This is a genomic window from Occallatibacter sp., from assembly GCF_049510455.1.
Taxonomy (GTDB): domain Bacteria; phylum Acidobacteriota; class Terriglobia; order Terriglobales; family Acidobacteriaceae; genus Telmatobacter.
This window is the reverse complement of the sequence record NZ_JBEKYX010000064.1, coordinates 19170-37161: the sequence shown is the minus strand read 5'-3', so window position 1 is coordinate 37161 and position 17992 is coordinate 19170. Positions and strand designations below refer to the sequence as shown.

The 17992-nt window shown below is 59.3% G+C and carries 15 protein-coding genes; 7 read left to right on the top strand and 8 right to left on the bottom strand.

The window, feature by feature from the left end:
- The first annotated feature begins 67 nt into the window (after positions 1-67).
- Entirely contained in the window at positions 68-904 is an 837-nt protein-coding gene (locus tag ABSG47_RS13240; protein ID WP_424170167.1) for a sugar phosphate isomerase/epimerase family protein, read from the top strand.
- Here the strand turns inward: ABSG47_RS13240 and ABSG47_RS13235 are convergent.
- Complete coding sequence (locus ABSG47_RS13235; RefSeq protein ID WP_424170166.1) at positions 898-3078, bottom strand: protease pro-enzyme activation domain-containing protein; 2181 nt, start codon at positions 3076-3078, stop codon at positions 898-900. The two genes, ABSG47_RS13240 and ABSG47_RS13235, sit on opposite strands and share 7 nt — an antisense overlap.
- A 224-nt stretch (positions 3079-3302) precedes the next feature.
- On the opposite strand from ABSG47_RS13235, the gene ABSG47_RS13230 reads away from it, so the two are divergent.
- A complete protein-coding gene (locus ABSG47_RS13230; protein ID WP_424170165.1) occupies positions 3303-4484 on the top strand; it encodes a pyridoxal phosphate-dependent aminotransferase in 1182 nt (393 codons plus the stop codon).
- Positions 4485-4488: 4 nt separating this feature from the next.
- On the opposite strand, the gene ABSG47_RS13225 is transcribed toward ABSG47_RS13230, so the two are convergent.
- The gene (locus ABSG47_RS13225; protein ID WP_424170164.1) at positions 4489-7008 is read right to left on the bottom strand and encodes a hypothetical protein; all 2520 of its coding nucleotides are present in this window, start codon (positions 7006-7008) and stop codon (positions 4489-4491) included.
- Between the two features lie 493 nt (positions 7009-7501).
- On the opposite strand from ABSG47_RS13225, the gene ABSG47_RS13220 reads away from it, so the two are divergent.
- Positions 7502-8227 (top strand): hypothetical protein, encoded by a 726-nt coding sequence (locus ABSG47_RS13220; RefSeq protein ID WP_424170163.1) that lies wholly within the window; start codon positions 7502-7504, stop codon positions 8225-8227.
- Complete coding sequence (locus ABSG47_RS13215) at positions 8224-8694, top strand: type II toxin-antitoxin system VapC family toxin (protein ID WP_424170162.1); 471 nt, start codon at positions 8224-8226, stop codon at positions 8692-8694. Before ABSG47_RS13220 ends, ABSG47_RS13215 begins: the two co-directional genes overlap by 4 nt.
- 671 nt (positions 8695-9365) lie before the next feature.
- Here the strand turns inward: ABSG47_RS13215 and ABSG47_RS13210 are convergent.
- Both ABSG47_RS13210 and ABSG47_RS13205 read right to left on the bottom strand, forming a co-directional pair.
- A complete protein-coding gene (locus ABSG47_RS13210) occupies positions 9366-10394 on the bottom strand; it encodes an aldo/keto reductase (protein ID WP_424170161.1) in 1029 nt (342 codons plus the stop codon).
- A gap of 82 nt (positions 10395-10476) precedes the next feature.
- Complete coding sequence (locus ABSG47_RS13205; RefSeq protein ID WP_424170160.1) at positions 10477-10971, bottom strand: hypothetical protein; 495 nt, start codon at positions 10969-10971, stop codon at positions 10477-10479.
- 390 nt (positions 10972-11361) lie between these two features.
- Between ABSG47_RS13205 and ABSG47_RS13200 the strand changes: the two genes are divergently transcribed.
- The 3 genes from ABSG47_RS13200 to ABSG47_RS13190 all read left to right on the top strand — a co-directional run bounded on the left by ABSG47_RS13200 (position 11362) and on the right by ABSG47_RS13190 (position 14591).
- Entirely contained in the window at positions 11362-12147 is a 786-nt protein-coding gene (locus tag ABSG47_RS13200; RefSeq protein WP_424170159.1) for a hypothetical protein, read from the top strand.
- 52 nt (positions 12148-12199) lie between these two features.
- Entirely contained in the window at positions 12200-13189 is a 990-nt protein-coding gene (locus tag ABSG47_RS13195; protein WP_424170158.1) for a hypothetical protein, read from the top strand.
- A gap of 73 nt (positions 13190-13262) precedes the next feature.
- The gene (locus ABSG47_RS13190; protein WP_424170157.1) at positions 13263-14591 is read left to right on the top strand and encodes a PQQ-dependent sugar dehydrogenase; all 1329 of its coding nucleotides are present in this window, start codon (positions 13263-13265) and stop codon (positions 14589-14591) included.
- A 20-nt stretch (positions 14592-14611) separates the two neighbouring features.
- Here the strand turns inward: ABSG47_RS13190 and ABSG47_RS13185 are convergent, their stop codons facing one another.
- The 4 genes from ABSG47_RS13185 to ABSG47_RS13170 form a co-directional block, all read right to left on the bottom strand.
- Positions 14612-15025, bottom strand: a complete 414-nt coding sequence (locus ABSG47_RS13185) for a PIN domain-containing protein (RefSeq protein WP_424170156.1) — start codon at positions 15023-15025, stop codon at positions 14612-14614.
- Positions 15016-15291 carry a hypothetical protein gene (locus tag ABSG47_RS13180; RefSeq protein ID WP_424170155.1) on the bottom strand — a complete coding sequence of 92 codons (276 nt, stop codon included), beginning with the start codon at positions 15289-15291 and terminating at the stop codon, positions 15016-15018. Before ABSG47_RS13180 ends, ABSG47_RS13185 begins: the two co-directional genes overlap by 10 nt.
- Before the next feature lie 303 nt (positions 15292-15594).
- Positions 15595-16641 carry a glycoside hydrolase family 5 protein gene (locus ABSG47_RS13175; protein ID WP_424170154.1) on the bottom strand — a complete coding sequence of 349 codons (1047 nt, stop codon included), beginning with the start codon at positions 16639-16641 and terminating at the stop codon, positions 15595-15597.
- A 188-nt stretch (positions 16642-16829) separates the two neighbouring features.
- Positions 16830-17807 carry a M23 family metallopeptidase gene (locus ABSG47_RS13170; protein WP_424170153.1) on the bottom strand — a complete coding sequence of 326 codons (978 nt, stop codon included), beginning with the start codon at positions 17805-17807 and terminating at the stop codon, positions 16830-16832.
- Positions 17808-17992: the final 185 nt, after the last annotated feature.

The following is a 17992-nucleotide window of genomic DNA, read 5'->3' as shown; positions in this document are numbered from 1 at the left end:
GACAATAGGGAGCAAGGTTGGCAGACTCTCCGCACTTTGGCAGATTCGGCCAGGGGTATTCGATTTGATGCTGCGGGTTCTCTCCACGCACTTGTTTCTGAATCAGCGCCTGCATCCGGGGCTGCTGGAGCTGGCCGGGCGCGCAGGCGCGCAGGCGGTGGAGATTTTTGCCGCCCGCCAGCATTTCGACTATACGAGCCGCGATCATGTGATGGAGCTGGCCGACTGGTTTCGCTCAAATACTCTGGAGCCATTCTCAATGCACGCGCCGCTCTTTCCGGATCGCGAGATGGGCCGGGCCGGGGCGCCGGGTGTGAATGTTCTTCATCCGGACAAGGCGCGCCGCATTGATGGAATGGACGAGATCAAGCGCGCGCTCGAAGCCGCGGAGCACATTCCGTTGCGTCACCTGGTGGTGCATCTGGGTGAGCGCACGGATATGTGGTCGCCCCGCAGCATGGAATACGCGCTGACAGCACTGGAGCATCTGGGAGCATTTGCGCGGCCGCTGGGGGTGAAGGTGCTGGTGGAAAACCTGATGAGCGAGCCGACTACGCCGGAACACCTGGTGACGATTCTCGATCTTGGGCACCTGGATTCGGTGGGCGTGTGCCTGGACCTGGGCCACGCGCATGCAACGGTGGGTATCGAAGAGACGGTTTCCAAGCTCGGCAAGCGGATTGTATCTGCGCACGTGCATGACAACCACGGTGTGCGCGATGAACATCTGTGGCCGGGAGACGGCACGATCGACTGGACAAAGACTGCCGGCCTGCTACAGTCCCTGCCCACTCTTCCGGCTGCCGTGCTTGAGATCAGCTATTCGCTCAACGACGAGCCCGCGTCCGTGCCGGATAAGATTCGCGCGGGCTTTGAGAAACTGACCGGCGCAGCCGCTCACTGAGAGGTGTGAACTCCTCCGGATATTGGCGTTGCGCGGGCATCCAGCATGGGCTCGTCGATCGAGAGGGATAGTTGCTGCGTGGCGGTGACTCCATCGCCTTGTGCTTGAATGGTGACCTGGTACGATCCGGGGGACGCACTCACTCCGGCGGCTAAGGTCAGCGTTACCGATCCCGCAGCCGACAGTTGGGTCTGGCTCAAGGATGCGGTTGCACCTTCGGGCAGGCCAGTGACACTCAGTGTTATGTTGCCCGTGAATGAGCCGCCCGTTGCTACGGCAACGTTAAATGAAGTGCTGGTGCCGATCAGAACTGTAATGAAACGGGTTTGTGGCGTTACGGTCAGCGACGGCGGCTGAGGCTGCAGCGATTCCCAGCCTGGTACCAGCAAACCGGCATCGACCGAGCCCAATCCGGTGGCAAGGTTGTAGGTATCGCCATTAGCGGAGTAGCCCTGCAGTCTGGGAACATCGTTGTTTCCCGAGGGAGTTGGATGGAAGGGATACTGCGATGTGCTGGAGCTGGATTCGGCAAGCGCATAGAGAGCCGGATTCACATTGCCCTGGCTTGCGCCCTGCGACTGCACGACGAGCGCCATCAGTGCGGCAAAGGATGGCGTGGATGCGGAGGTACCACTGACGATCCAACTGATTCCGTCCTCCACGATGACGTAGCCGTCATGACCGGCGGCGGTGAGCGAGACATCCGGCACGGCGCGCATGCCGTTTGCGGCTGCTGCTCCGTTTATGCCCTGTTGCCAGGACGGTTGCGGATAGATGGTACTGATGCCGCCTCCGCTGGCCCAAAGGCCGGTACCTCCATTGACGGCGCTTTCGTTCCACACGGTTTCAGGAATGTAGCCGAGAGCGGAGACGCTGCCTGGTCCATTCGCGCCTGACCAATACTGGTTGGGGTTTGAGCCCTCCGAAAATTCCGTTCCGCCGACGCACGTGGCGTAAGGCGAAGAGCACAGGCCGTTGACCGCAGCCTGGGTTCCCGCTGCTGCAGAGCTAAGATCGCAGCCAGACGCGCCCGAGTCTCCAGAGGCGACAAAGACGCTCATGCCTTGTGCCGCAGCCTGCTGCCAGAGATTGTTGTAGAAGGCAAGTTCCGATGCGTCCATATCCTGCTCGCAGGAGGTGAAGCTGAGGCTGACAACCGGCGCAATAGCATTGTTGACAATGTAGGAGGCGGCAAGATCGACACCGTCGGTGGTGGCTGTCGAAGCCTCAGAGACGAGCGTCACACTGGCGGCGGGAGCGATGGCTCCGGCCCACTCGACATCGAGCGTGGCTTCGGTCTGGTCGCCGGGCGAGGGAATGAAATTGCCCGCGGGCAGCACTACTGTGGGCTGATTGGCGGCAAGCGCGGCAGCAGCGCGGAAGGCAGCCACATCTGAGGCGAGGACATTGCTGCGGCCTGCAATGGCGATGGATACGCCTGCGCCCGTGGTTCCGCTGGCATAAAGCGAGTCGATGTCGTAGATGGCAGCCAGATCGCCGGGGAAAATGTAGTGCGATCCGTCGAGGCTGAGCTGCGGGCGGGCGGTGAGCGGCTGATGCACACGGATCGCCGGTTGGCGGCGCAGATTGTGCAGCGAGACCACGCCTGCGACAAAGCCGGAGAGAGACGAGGGAATCTCCGGCGGGGCCACATTGGCAATGCGTTCGCCATCCGCGGATACGAAGCGATGAATGGATGAGTGAAATGCTTCCTCAACCTGCGAGGCATCCCCGGAGAAGTAAATGAGGCCGTGGCCCGCGGGAATTTCATCTACAGTAAAGCCGTTAGAACGGAGCCACGCGGAGGCTTGCGCGAGATTTGCGGCGCTCGCGCCGAAGCGTGTACCGAACTGTGCGGGCGTGAGCCACTTGTGATACTGCTGCGAGTGCGGATTCTGCTGCGCCGGGAGCAACGTGTTAAGGTCTGCCTGCTGGCTGGCCGTGGGCTTCATGAGCAGCGTCATGCGGTCGAGCCGCGTGTTGCCAGGGATGGGCCCTAGATCTCGACCGGCGCCAAACCCGACGGGAAACGCCGAGGGCTGAGGATCAGGCCGCGCAATGTCGAACCGCTGTGGAGCGCCCTGGGAGACTGCTGCGGGAGCGAAAAAAACCGCAGAGTAGGCTGTGACCGCGAGCGCAAGCGCTCCGGCTAGAGAGAATCTCAGATTATTCAAGATGAGTTCTCTTCCTTTCGGGAGAGTTTCTGGCGGCAGGTATTGAGTCCGGTGTGCGCCGCCGTTCTTAACTGGTTCTAATGTAGCGGTGATCGGAAAAACATGAATGCAAAACTGCATTGGCCTCCGTCACGGGGGTACTTAAAAGGCGTTACGTACGTCCGGAAACCCTACACAATGTGGGCAACCTGTGCTAACGATAAGATGTAGTTGGAGCGCCCCACATGAGTGAAACGATTGCGCCTGTTTCGTCACGGCTGTATTTGAGCGAGCTTGCACCCGGCGCGGTGCAGTCCGAGATCCGCGCCATGAGCATGGCCTGCGACGCGATGGGCGGCATCAACCTGGCGCAGGGCATCTGCGACACGCCGGTTCCGGCAGCGGTGGAAGAAACAGCGATTGCGGCGATCCGCGAGGGGCATAACATTTACACGCGGCTGGACGGAATTGGTCGGCTGCGGACTGCGATTGCCGCCAAGCAGGAGCGCGATTACGGGCTGAGCTACGACCCGGAGAGCGAAGTCCTTGTGGCCTCCGGCGCAACGGCCGGCCTGCACGCCGCCGTGATGGCGCTGTTGAATCCGGGCGACGAAGTTCTGCTTTTTGAGCCGTTTTACGGCTATCACGTGGCGACTCTGAAGTCGATGCGCGTGAAGCCGGTTTTCGTGCCGCTGGCAGACGGCGATTTTGCGCTGGATGTGGACGCGCTCAAGGCCGCGGTGACGGCGAAGACGCGGGCGATCATTGTGAATACGCCGGCGAATCCGAGCGGCAAGGTGTTTACGCTGGCTGAGACCGAGGCGGTGGCGGAAGTCTGCCTCGAACACGACCTGTTTCTCTTTACCGATGAGATTTACGAATACTTTGTCTACGACGGGCAACGGCACATAGCGCCGGCGACACTGCCGGAAATGAAGGAGCGGACGATTGTCATCTCCGGCTTCTCAAAGACCTTTTCAGTGACCGGCTGGCGGCTCGGATACGTGACAGCACCGGCGCAGTGGCTGGGCGCAATGTCGTACTTCCACGATCTGACGTATGTCTGCGCGGCATCGGCGTTGCAGCATGGAGCCGCGGCGGGGCTGGAACAGCTTCCGGCGAGCTTCTACACGCAGGTTGCGGCGGATCACCAGTCAAAGCGGGAGCGGATTGTCTCGGCTCTGCGGGATGCGGGGATGACACCGAGCGTTCCGGCGGGTGCTTATTATGTGCTGGCGGATGCCGCCAATCTGCCGGGCGCGACGGCTGCTGAGAAGGCTCGCGAGCTGCTCAAGGCGACAGGTGTAGCGGCAGTGGCAGGCAGCGCGTTCTTCTCGAAAGGACGCGGCGAAAATCTGCTGCGGTTCTGCTTTGCGAAGAAAGACGCTGACCTGGACGAGGCCTGCGCGCGGCTGCGGAAACTCTAAAAATCTACTCGGGCTTTTGCTGAGTATCAGCCGGATTGAGGGGCTGGGCTGGCGCCGGGGTTGGAGCCGGAGATGCCGGGGCCGGAAGCGGAGCCACGCCGGCAGCGGTTTGGGTTCCTGGCGGCGCTAACGTGACGGGGAGTGTCAGGGTTTGTACGGTCGCTGGATCGTCGCGGAGCTTGAGAAAGAGCTGGCCGTTGACCGGATGGGGCACGATGAGCTGGCCGCTGGTGAAGTCCGGGGGAACCTCGACGCCAGCCGAGAGATCCTGCGTGGCGCCGATGGTCTGGGCCAGGAAGAGATTACTGCCGGTCAGCGTACATGGTTTGGCTATGGCGTGGGGGCAGCGCAATTCCTTAAAGGCAGGTATGCGGACAAGTGTGCCAAGAGGCATCCACTCACCGGGCACGCCATCGGCTGAGATGGCGCGGGCGCGCAGGGGGCCAAAGGCTGAGGGACCGAACTTGGCAAGCGGCTCGACGGTGCCGAGAGCCGTGCGAGCGTCTTCGAGGACCAGGGAACCATCGGAGATGGAGAGCGTGGTATGGAAGCTGCCGTCCGCCGCCGCGACCTCCACATTCTCATTGCGCGGGAAGCTCTGTGGAATCTCCGACTTGAGGAAGAAAACAAGCTTGCCATCGAGAGCGAAGTCCTCTGTGCTACCCAGATGTACCGGGTCTGCGCCGTCCAGCTGCGAACCCTTGTTGAGCAGGCTTACCTGGGGACGGGACGGCCGAACTGTGACGGGAACCTTAAGCTCGCGGCCATCCCGGAGCTTTACCCTGGCGGTGTAATCTCCGGTGGTGGAGAGCCCATCCGTGGCACCGTCGGTCTTGAGAGTGAGCCGGTCAAAGTCTTCCACGCGGGCCAGGCCGTCGGGGGTCCAGGCGATGTTTTCAAACTCGGCCTTGGCTACTTCGTCAAGGCGCGTTCCCTTGAGCGTGGCCGTGCGGTCACCGATCGAGAGGGTGAGCCGGTCCAGAGCGGCGGCTTCGGCGTAGGAGTTCACGGAGACTGTATCGGGCTTGTCCGTTCCAAACTGGTGAATTTCAAGGGTTACCTGGCCGGGAGATGCCTTTTCGAGCGGCACGGAGACCTCAAGCTGATCGGATCCGGAAGACTTGAAGTGAATCGCCTTCTCGGAGTTCGCTCCTTCCTGAAGCGCCACGCTGAAGACGCATTGCGCCGTTTCGCCCTGAATGTGCAGCTTGTCCTCGCGGCCCACCACGAGCGCGGACTGGTCCGCGGGAACCACCTGCCATTTGCCGGAGACGGCTGTGACCAGGCGGAAGCGCGGGCCCTCCCAATCCTCAAAACCCCATTTGCCGCGCAGCGAAGCGGTGAAGGAGCCCGTAGGCAACGGAGGAAGAGAGCCGGTTAGAATCAGGCCGCCGCGGCTGGACTCGGCCCGGACCGGCAAATCCGTATAAGACTGCGAACTCTCGATGTGCAGCTTGAGATCGTGCGCCATATCCGTGCCGAAAATCAGCGGCGCGTTATCGATGGGCAGAGCGAGGTCGGGTTTCTCGATGCACTGGGCGTCCATGGGGCTCATGGCGCGCACCGGCGGCGGCTTGGAGGGACCAATGGGCGGCAGGGCTACTACAACGACGGATTTGGGATCGCGGAAAGAGGGCGGGACATTGAGCCGGAGATTCATGGTGTCTTTCGCCGGCAGCGCGAGAGCGGGAATGTACTGGAAGTGCGCGGTATGGAGTGAGGAGAGAATCCTGACCGTATCGATAATGGCGCCGACGTATGGGCTGTACAGGCCTGCGCCGCCCATATTGGAGTAGCTGAGCTGATTCATCAGGTCAGCAGCGGAACCATTTGCGAGTTGCGTTACCAGGGACTGCGCGTTGGCGTCGTCGAGCACCACGCCTTCGGTGTGCTGGGTGAGGCAGGTGGCCTGCTGATCGACGGGGTGATCGAAACACTGCTGATCGAGCTTGATGCCGAGCGAACGGGCCGACAACTGCATGCGATCCTTCAGGTCCTTGGCGTCAATCTGGTTGGTTTCGCGGACATCATCCAGATAGGTATCGAGGCGCATGCGCTCCCAGCTTGCAAGGACGAGGTCCTGCGCGGCGCGGACGAAGACTCCGGGGCGGTCGTGGACGGCCTTGCGGAGGGTGGTGAAATCGCCTCCGGTCTCCGGAGCGAGAAACAGCAGTGCCTGCTCGGCTCCGTCGGGTACCGTAATAAAGACACCTTCGCTGCGTACCTTGGGATTCCAGGTCTCTACGCGTGTGAACCAGTCGTTGGGCGGCTGATTGGTGACTCCGCGCAGAAAGGCGACGATGAGCACGAAGTGATTGAGCTGGGTCTCGGGCAGATCGGCGTGGACCCAGAGCCTGTCGCCCGGGAGCAGGTTAGGAGTCTGGGAGATAGGAAGAGTCACATCCCCACGCTTGACGCGGAGATCGACTTTCGGTCCGGCTAGATCGAAGGCGGGGTTGTCAGCATGGACAAACCGGGGGGAGATCAGAAGAAGCCCGGCTACCAGCAACAAACAGCGGCGCATAGCCCTATTGTACGAGGGATTAGCCGGACGGGCAGGAGCGGAGACCGGAAAACAAGAGCAGGAGCGTTCGACAGGATGGAAATTCGGCAGATTTCTGACTGAGTTGGGTGGAAATCAGGTTACAATCCGAATCAAACACCGAATCCTGGCAGTGTGATGATACGTCCATTCCAGCAGGCAATGAAGGTAGACGCGCTTTCGAGGGGTGCCTGTCTTTCCGAAATTCATATATACTACCGGGGTAGTTTCAGGAACAACTTTAGGTAAATCCTATCTTGACCTTATTTAAGTTAAGGTCCTTTTTTTCAGATATACCGGCATATAAAAACGCTCGCAACGGCATGGAGCTGCCGGGGGGCCATCGGGGCAAAGTTGCGCAACCACAAGCAACGCTCCATGATACGGGGCGCACATATAACAGACAGCGGGCCGCCAGGCCGTGCGTTGAAATTCCTTGCGAGAAGAATAGTTAGGCGAATACGGAGAATCAGCGATGAAGCCGAACAGGGCATATCAGGCCAATGTAAACGTAGATGTGAGCAGTTTAAGCATTCCGGACGCAGAGGAGATTGTTGAGGAAGCGCTGGCTGAGCTTGGATACTCGCAGGATCCTGGTTTGTCCCGTGCGCTGCATTTTCTAGCGCCGCCGGGGTACCAGGCAATCGTGGAATTATGCAGCGAAAGCGGGCGAAGCAAGCGCCGCAATGCTTCGGCGGATTCGTGGTCGCCGGAAGAGGATGAGCTGCGAATTTATTTTGAGCGCGTGGACGGCGAAGAGGCTCCAGCGAGACCGGTCCGGACGAGCGCGCCTGTGCATGAGGTGCATTACGAGGATGACGACGCCGGTGAAGAGATCATTTTGCCGGCGGACATGGACAGCCGCGTGAAGGAGCTGTGCGGATCTCTGGCTGAGGCGGAGCGCGGCGGGCACGCGTTTATTGCGCTGAAGTGGTTCCGCGACTCGTTTCTGCCGCGCAAGAGCTTCCGGTGGAATCAGAACCCGGAGATGCGGCAGACGGTACTGGCCGAGGCGATTCAGCGGGGCATGGTGCTGACAAGCAAGATTGCCAACCCGAAGACGCCGGCGTATCCGACGACAACGATCCGGCTGAACCGCTCCGAGGCAGGGATTCCGGAAGAGGCACACCGCTTCCATCCGGTTTCAGTACAAGGTGAGACGCTGACCGCGGTGATGGATGAAGAACGAGGGGTACTGTGACCTGCTATTTTCTGGAGGCCACGGCCTTTGCCAAGTTGTTTGTGCGGGAGTCAGGCACGGAAGCGCTGATCCGGCTGGTGGAGTCCGTTGAGGATAACCGCAAGCTGATCGCCGCCTCGACGCCGCTGGAGGTATATGCGGCTATTCGGCGGCGGGAGCGCGCCGGCGGCATCAGCCACGAAGACGCTGGCGCGGCGCTCGAAAGCCTGCGGACAGAGGCTGCGCGGACAGTGCAGGAGCCTCTGAACCCGGCCGTGTTGGAAGCGGCGCGGCAGTTGCTGGACAAAAGCGCTCTGCGCTGGCCCGATGCGCTGCAGATTGCAGCCGCGCAAGTGGCGCGGGAGATGTTTCCCGGCACGGAGATTGTGTTTGTGTCGGCTTCCGCGCAGATGCTGGAAGCGGCGCGGACCGAGGGCTTTAAAACAGTGGACCCGTCTGCGGAAGGCGCGCTGGACGGAGCGATATAACCAGACTGATTGAAAAATTAGAGCATCTCTCCTGAAGGTATAAAGTTCGGACGCCCCACCTGGCCGCGTATTTGTTTTAGCGGCCAGGCAGGGATCGCTCCACAGCAAGAGGAGAAATACTCTTGTCCCTATATCCCTTGTCCCTTTTCCCTTTCTTTCCCCATTACCAAAGTCCACCACCCTTTCGTAACCCCACATCCTTCAGAAACTTTGCATGCAATTAACCCCATTTATGCTTTACTCAGAATCAGCAGAAGAAAGAGCCATGGCCCGAATCCCAAAAAAAGGATTCGGGCCGTAGTTCTTTCAAGGCAGCCCAGAAATTTTTTTTTCGAGGGTGTCCCCTCAAAAGTAACCACTCATGATAATCAATTAGTAAACACCATAAATCAACGGTAAATTACACAAAAACAATCACATAGAGCCATAATCTTCCACCCCTCGGAAAACAGCCCGACAGGGAAAACAAAAAGCGAAAGTTGTTCCGGAAAAATCCTCAGACGCCGCAGCCCCAGGCCGCAACATCAGAGCATCTCTCCCGAAGATATAAAGTTCGTGCGCCCCACCCTCGCCGTGTATTTGTTTTTGCGGCCAGAGGTCGCTCTACAGCAAGAGGAGAAATGCTCTAAAGGCCCGCCTCTTGCAGACGGGCCATATTTTTATACCGGCTTTTACACCGCAGGCGGGTTGCGCTCGGCGTTGCTCTTGCGCTGCCACCAGTACGGGTATGCAGGCTCCACGGCGGAGGCGGCGTCGAGTCTGGCAACCTGCTCCGGCGTCAGATTCCAGCCGATTGCGCTGAGGTTATGCTTGAGCTGCTCGTCGTTGCGCGCGCCGAGGATGATGGAGCTAACCGTGGGCCGCTGGAGAAGCCAGTTAAGCGAGATCTGCGGAACGGATTTCCCGGTTTCCTTAGCGACCTCATCGATGGCATCGACAACTTTGTAGAGATACTCGTTGGCAATAGTGGGACCGGCCTGGGCGGTCTTGTGCAGGCGGCTCTCGTCTGGAATCTTTGCGCCGCGGCGGAGCTTGCCGGTGAGACGACCCCAGCCGAGCGGGCTCCAGATGAGCGCGCCGACTTTCTCGTCGAGGCCGAGCGGCATCAGCTCCCACTCATAATCGCGTCCGACGAGCGAGTAGTAAACCTGATGGGCGACGAAACGCGTCCAACCATATTTCTCCGCTGTGGCGAGAGACTTCATGAGCTGCCAGCCGGTGAAGTTGGAGGCTGCGATATAGCGAACTTTGCCCTCGCGGACAAATGTGTTCAGCGTGTCCTGCACTTCTTCGATGGGCGTGAGCGCGTCAAAGCCGTGCATGTGGTAGATGTCGATGGTTTCCGTGCCGAGGCGGCGAAGCGAATCTTCGAGCGCGCGACGCAGGTGGTAGCGCGAGGAGCCGGAGTCGTTCGGTCCGGAGCCCGTGGGGAAAAAGGCCTTCGTGGAGATGAGAACCTGATCGCGACGGCCCTCAAGAGCCTTGCCGAGGATGGTTTCCGATGCGCCGTCCGAATAGCCGTTGGCCGTGTCGAAGAGATTGATGCCGGCTTCGAGGCAGATATCGACGATCTTCGTAGCTTCGGCAACGTCTGTGTTGCCCCATGCGCGAAAGAACTCATTGGTGCCGCCAAAAGTAGCAGCGCCGAAACTTAGGACTGAAACCTTGAGGCCGGAGCCTCCAAGAAGACGGTATTCCATGGCTGCTTGGATGCTGTGAGCCGCGCGCGGATGCAGGAAAGACATGGTATTACAGCGCGGTCTAAGAATGTGGCTGCTCTCGTCAGATGCCCGATCCTTCCCCCAGCCATTCCGGGGAGATGAGAATGTTTGCCTCGTACAAGAGCCGATATACGGCAGCGACAGCGGTGGCTGGCGCAAAGTTCGGCTGAGAAACGTCGAGAAGGATGGACTGATCTGCCGTGTGCGCGGTGAGCGCGGCATCCTGCTGCGTGCGGACCAGCAGCGTGAGCAGGCCGGAGCGGGTCTGCAGCGTGGCGATGGTATCGAGAAGCTGCGGATGCAAGACGAACTCGCCGCTGTTCAAATCAACTCCGTCCAGATCAAGTCTGTCCAGATCGATGCGCACGGTGGCCGCGCCCGCCAGCAGGAGCGAGCGCTCGACGGCATGGATGAGTGCGGCTGGACCGGACAATTCCAGCACGCCGCCGCGATGGCGCCAGTGCGCCTGGCGCTCGATGGACGTGACCGGACCCGGCACGGTTTCTGAATGTGTTGGGGCGAGACGTGATGAGACGAGATGTTCTGCGACCGGCATTGGGGCCTCCATGAAGTTTTGCGGATGGATGGAGGCTGGATGCGGACGAAGAATCGCACAGCCTCAGACGGCTACGCGGGCGTCATTCTTCAGGAGTCGATTGTTCCGGAATTGTCTTCCAGAGGGAATCGGAGACTAGAGGGACCACCCGCCGAAGTGATTCGACCGACAACACGCGCGGGATGGATAGAGGCGGGACATATCGTCAAGATCATGGTAGCAAATGCAGAGAACAGGGACAACGGTATGGACTCTTCAGACGCTATATACAGAGGGCGACAGGGATAAGGATTCGCCAGAAATTCATTGCAAATATTACTGATTCGTTAAATCATTCCTACACACTCACTGGGCTCAATTCCTCAGCTCTGAAAGTCCAAAGGAGAAGTCATGCGCAATATCCTCTTGAAACTTGGTTTGGCATTTCTTTGCCCGGTTCTCATCGCACAGCAGGCGCTGAATAACGATGGCGTCATCAAGCTTATTAAGGCCGGATTGTCCGACGATCTAATCGTCACAACTATTAACGGCGCTCCCGGCAACTACGACATATCCGCCGATGCAATCGTTGCGCTGAAAAATGCGGGTGCCAGTGACAAGGCGATCGCGGCGATTATAGCCAAAGCGTCGGGGGCTTCTGCACCGTCCTCAGCAACTCCAGCAACCTCTCCGGGTCCCAGTGCAATGCCAAATAACACCGTGCCTCCTGCACCTGTACCCGAGGCGGATCCTGGAACAGTCAAAGCATTCGGACCGATCCATGCCGGAGCCCGCATCGTGATCGCTCCAATGGGAGGATTTGAGACCTACTTCGCAGCAGCAGTTAGAGAGAAGCAGGTGCCAATTACTCTCACCCTTGACAAGACTTCCGCGCAATATTTTGTCGTATCCACTAATACTGAATGGCAAGGTTTTGTTTTCGGTGCCGGAGGATCAGCAAGCTGGAATCGAAGCGGGGGAACAGCGGCTTCAGGTGCTTCCGCAAGCTCGACCCGCGGACTTGAGGCCAGCATCATGCTGATTGATGCAGGATCAAAGGATGTTATTTGGGCATATGAAGTTCATAAAAATAGCCATGGCTCTTTGCTTTTCGGCACTTTTGGCGCTCGGGGCCAGCAATCAATCGCCGAATCGTGTGCAAAACATCTGAAAGAATACATCGAAAAAGGGAAATAGCAATTAACCCTGAACTTGTCTTGCCCCCGCGCAATGAGCCCCGAATGTTGCAGTGGCCGCGGTCTTGCTTATGCTTGCCCTGGCCATCTTTCTGCGCTCCAAAGCTCCGCCGGAGGCTGCGCGGCTGCTGCCCGAGGCCGACGGCATTGTGTATGTGAATCTGCAGCCGATGCGCGCCTTTCTGCACCGCGACAGGCACGCGGAGCTGAAACCGCCGACGCGCGACCCCGAATATCAGCAGTTCATTGACGCAACAGGCATTGACTGGGAGCAGGATCTGGACCAGGCCGCAGTGGCTCTGCACCGCATGGAAGATCCACACGGTCCAAATGGCCCTGTGGCGTATTCCATGGTGCTGGTGGGCAAACTCACCGGGCCAAAGCTGAAAAGCTGGCTTGAGAGCCACGCGGCGGCGCAGGAGAGCTACGCCGGCCACACGATCTACAGCATTCCTTCCGACGGGCGCACCGTGCGCGTAACGCAGATTGGCTATGACACGATGGCGGTGTCGAATTATCCGACGGCTGAGAAAATCCACTCGATGATTGACCGGCACCGCACAGCCGCGCTGCCTTTTGCCAATTCCACGCTGCTGGCCGCGCACTACCATGACGTGCCGCTGCTCTCACTGGCGTGGGGCGTGGGGCAGATTGGGCTGCCATTTAACGAGAGCGGCGCAATTCATGTGCTGGGCTTTGAGCTGCCGCTGGCCTCGGACTCCACGATTATTGCCAGCGTGACGCCGGGGCTGCCGATTTCGCCGGGACTGCTGCATCTGCGCGTGGAAGAGATTGCGCCGACAGAGACCGTTGCGGCCAGACAGTACGCGGATCTGAAGCAGCTTGTGGATGTGGCCCGCATCTTAACCGCTCCTCTGGGTGAGACGCAGGCCAACCACGGCTTGAAGGAGCTGCTTAAAACCGCGCAGATAAGCCAGGATCGAACGCGCGTGATGGTAAAGGCAACACTGACTCAATCCGCACTGTCGGCTTTTACCGCAGAGGATGCGGCATCTCCGGCACAAGGGAGCGCATCGAAGTAACAGAATTTTTTCTGACTTCCTGGCAGCTCCACTCGTCCTTACAACGTAGGCAAAAACTGTCGCGAGGTTTTTCATGCGCCACTATCGTGTGCTTTCTGCTCTTGCCGCAACTGTTATTGGGATCACGGGCAGCGCAACCGCTCAGAATCAGACCGTACTTACCGGCCAGGCCGCATTTACGGATGCGCTGCATGAGTCGCCCGGAATTCGCCGGCACCTGACCACAGCGGACCTGCCCGGACCTGCGCCGGAACAATCGGTGGACAATGGGCCGAAGATTGTTCCGCGCCCCAGTGATGCGTGGCCCAAGGCTCCGGCGGGCTTTAAGGTGGAGCTCTATGCTACCGACCTGGACAATCCGCGGCTGATCCGCACCGCGCCGAATGGCGACATTTTTCTGGCCGAGAGCGAGACGGGAAAGATCGTGGTCTTTCGCGGCGTGGGCTCGGACGGAAAGGCTAAGACGATGAACGTCTTCGCCACGGGGCTGCATCAGCCCTTCGGGCTTGCGTTTTATCCGTTGGGGCCGAACCCGGAGTATCTCTACGTTGGCGATACCGACCAGATTGTGCGCTTTCCGTATCACAATGGCGATCTGAAGGCGACGGGCGAGATGGTGAACATTGCCGAGCTGCCCGGCGGCGGCAGGTTGCGCGGCGGCGGCCACTGGACACGCGATGTGGTCTTTTCCAAGGATGGCACGAAGCTCTTTGCCTCCGTTGGATCGCACTCCAACGTGGATGATATGGATACGCATCCGGAGGAGACTCATCGCGCCGATGTGCTGGAGTTTACGCCGACGGGCAACTTTGTAAAGGTGTATGCCAGCGGCCTGCGCAACTGCGTAGGTGAGACGATCAATCCCACGACCGGCGAGCTGTGGTGCTCCACCAATGAGCGCGATGGCCTGGGCAACAATCTTGTGCCGGATTATGTGACGCACGTGCAGGAAGACGGCTTTTACGGCTGGCCCTGGTTCTACTTCCACGGAACCGCAGGCCAGGCTGGAGGCGGAGTGCAGGACCCGCGCCATCCCGGCAAGCACCCGGAGCTGCAGTCGAAGGTGATCACGCCGGATATTCTGGTGAACCCGCACTTTGCGTCTCTCGAGATGCTGTTTTACGAAGGACAGCAGTTCCCGAAGGAGTATCGCGGGGATGGTTTTGCAGCCGAACACGGCTCGTGGAACCGCGCGCAGCGCTCAGGGTATGAGGTGATCCGGCTGCCGATGAAAAACGGCCACGCCACAGGCGAGTACGAGGACTTTCTCACCGGCTTTGTGAACGCTGACGGCACGGTGTGGGGCCGGCCCGTAGGAGTGACGGTGGCGAAGGATGGCTCGCTGTTTGTGTCCGATGACGGCTCGGGATCAATCTGGCACGTGACGTATACGGGTAAGTAACCTGTCGTCAGGAGCAGAGGTCAGAGCTGGATAATCTGGAGATCGGGAATCAGCCGGAAATGGCGAATGTTGATGGCGGCTACTGCGTAACCAAGCTCCAGCGCAGTAGCGCCAATCAACAGATCATCAAAAGGGATTGTCACTCCCTTTGCCTGCTGCTCTCCGTCGACCTTCGCGGCAAGCAAGGCTGTGTCCTTCGTGTAGGGATAGACCAGAAAATCACGTAGCAACTCGTCGATGAAGGCCTGCCGGCGCAACCGTCTCTCCGTAGTCCGTGCCCGGTAGATTCCATGCGCAAGCTCGGTCAAACCCACCGAGGAAAGCGCCGCGTCTTCATCGCCAGTCTCGGCGATAACCTGTTCGATCAGCTTTTGAACGCTATCTCCGTGTCGCTCGGCGGCGATGACGACGCTGGAGTCGAGAATCAGTCCCATGGATTGTGGAGTGGCTCAGGATGGCTGTTGACAATCGCTTCCAGATCGCGAGAAAACTCATCGTCCAGCGTGACCGTGGAGCCATGCTCTCTTGCAAGCCGAAGCGATTCCGAGAGCTTCCGCACGGGGCGCGCAGCGGCTTTGCGCAGCACCACGGCGGCATTGGAGTCTTTTTCGATGACGATCTCTTCGCCCCGATAAGCGCGAGCCAGCAGCCCCGCGATGTCGCGGATTGCTTCGTCTTCCGAGATGCGAACCATCGCCATGCTTACGATGATACCTCGGTTCTGTTCTTTTGCTTACGCCATTCTTCAAAACGCTCCAGGACCGAGTTGAGACAATCCCTTTGCTCGGAAGAGAGCGGGGCGCGTTCTAGTTTGCGCAGAATGTCCTCAAACATGTACCCCGAACGGAAATAATATGGTCGGACTTCAACGAAGCAAATCGCTGTTTCTACGGTATCTGGATCGCCCACCAAATTTGCTCTGAATCCATCATTGATCGGCCTATCGGAGCCCTCAATCTTTGCCGTATTTTTCGGCGAGAACGGAAGAATTGCCAGTTGCTTACTACTTCTTCAGCCCCAGCGCCTCTACTGTTCCCGGATCGACGACCGACTTCCCATTCGCATCCTTGGTCGCGACACCGAAGCCGTTGTGGTAATCCCACATCGTCCAGCCGATCGAGTTCGCTTCAAGCGCGGTGCGAACGTCGTGAATCCAGCGCAGACGGTCTGCGGGTTCCACCACTTGGCGGTAGACGCCGAACTCATTGCAGATGAGCGGCACGTGATTGGCGCGCGCCCACTCGCCTGCTGAGTCAATCATGAGCCGGATGTGGTGCGCGTCCCAGCGCTCGTACCAGTAGCTCTTGAGCTTGTAGCGCGAAACGGCGTCGGGAATCTGATTCAGGCGATTCTCCATGACCGCCTCATCCGACGGGTAGGGAATCTTCTTCTCGTAGGTCCAGTAAACCGATCCCCAGCTTGCTCCCTGATGCGTGAACTCATGCGGATCGTAGTAGTGGAAGTTGTAGATCACGTTGCCGTCGGCCAGCGGCTCCACGGCGAGCAGGTCCTGGATGTCGCTCCAGTTGGCGCCGGTGGCAATGATGGTCTGCTTCGGCGCGGACTCGCGGATGGCGGCTGCAACGCGAGCCTGGATGCCGGCCCAGCGGTAGGTATCGCTGACCTCGGGTTCGTTCTCCACTTCAAAGAAAATGCGCTCGGGATCGCGGTCAGCGTAGTGCGCGGCCAGTTGACGCCAGACCGCCACAAAGCGATCGACGCCGTCTCCGGTGGTCTTGACAGCCTGCTTGAAAGGCGGCTCGGGATGAATATCGAGCTCCACGGCCATGCCGTTGGCCAGGATGGTATCGACAGCTCTATCGAGCCGCGCGAGAAAATCGCTGTGGCCTTCCATCGATTGCTCAAGCGGCACCGGATCCACGCTGACACGCACGTTATCGAAGCCGAGCTTCGCCATGATGGCGATGTCTTCGGGCGTCGTCTCCGTGTCGGTGTGGTGCGCCGAATAGTCGAAGGCATGTTGCGCAAACCATATCGAAGCGTTAATTCCGTGGCGGAGATGCTGCGCGCGCGCAAAAGCGGTTTTCACATCCGCTTCGCGGGTTTGAGCAAATGCAGGCAGGGAGGCGAATAGGAGAAGAGTGCAAAAAATGGCGCGAAAATCGCAACAGGCGCGCAGAAAACGCATCTGGAAGGCTCCCGAATACAGGAATTGAATCCGGGAATAACAATACTATGCCGAGCCGATTCGTTGCGCTGCAGTCCGGGTTTATCGACCTAGCGGCCCGAAGCTTTGGACGAAGCAGCCGTGGCGGCATCGGCCAGTTGCTCGAAGGTATCGCGCAGGTACTTATGCGGATTCACCGGCACATCATGCACACGTACCTCGTAGTGGAGGTGCGGGCCGGTGGAGCGGCCTGACTGGCCGACGTAACCGATAATCTGGCCGCGTGAAACATGCTCGCCTTCTACCACGGCAATGGAGGAGAGATGTCCGTAGAGAGTTTCAAGACTATGGCCGTGATCGATGGTGATCTCGCGCCCGTAGCCTGTGCCGAAACCAGCCTTGTCGATGTCACCGTCCGCAGCAGCACGCACGGCTGTGCCGTACGCCGCTGCAATATCGATGCCGGCGTGGAATGCGCCTTCACCATTGAACGGATCCTGGCGCTCGCCGAAGCCGGAAGTCACGCGGCCTTCAATGGGCCAGAGCGAGGGCGCATCGGAATACTGCGTCCAGTCGCCGGCGAAGCTCGGTGTGAGACCGCCTGAAAGCGCGCGGGAGACGCGACCGCTCATAGCGTCGTTGCGCAGCGCATAGAGCTGGTCGATCGAAAGCTTGACGTTCTGCGGGCTTGGATCTTCTGAGACGGCCAGCGTGGCCGGCGTCGGCGCGGCAGCGGCCTTGGCGGCATTCCCATGTGCGGAAGCGTGGTTCTGGCGCAGGCCGTAAAGCGCAGTGACTTCATTGGCAAGCGCGCCCAGCGAGGCTACCTGCACATCCTTGTCGTGTGCAATGCGGGCCATCTGCTGGTAATTTTTGCGGAGGGTTTCGCGTTCCTCGCGAACCTGGTTGTAGCTCTCGGTCTTGAGCAGCATGCGGGTATAAGACCCGGCGAGACCGGCAATGGTGAATGCGCCAACGACTGCCGCAGCTACAAACCCGTACGCATAGTGCAGAGGGATCGGAATCTTGCGGACCCGGCCATCTTCATCCCGTGCAACAAAGAGAATGTAGTAGCGTTTACCGAACATCGTTGACCCACACATCCTTCCCGTACGCTTTTGAGCTTGCCCGCGGGGGAAAATTGCAAATTACCGTCCTGAATGTAAGACGAAACTGCGGCGTCAAACGTCGAGCCGCCAGACATGGTGGCGAATTGTTTTCGCCCAATGGCAGCCAGGACATTCTGGAGACGCTAATTCAGGCTATCAAAGGG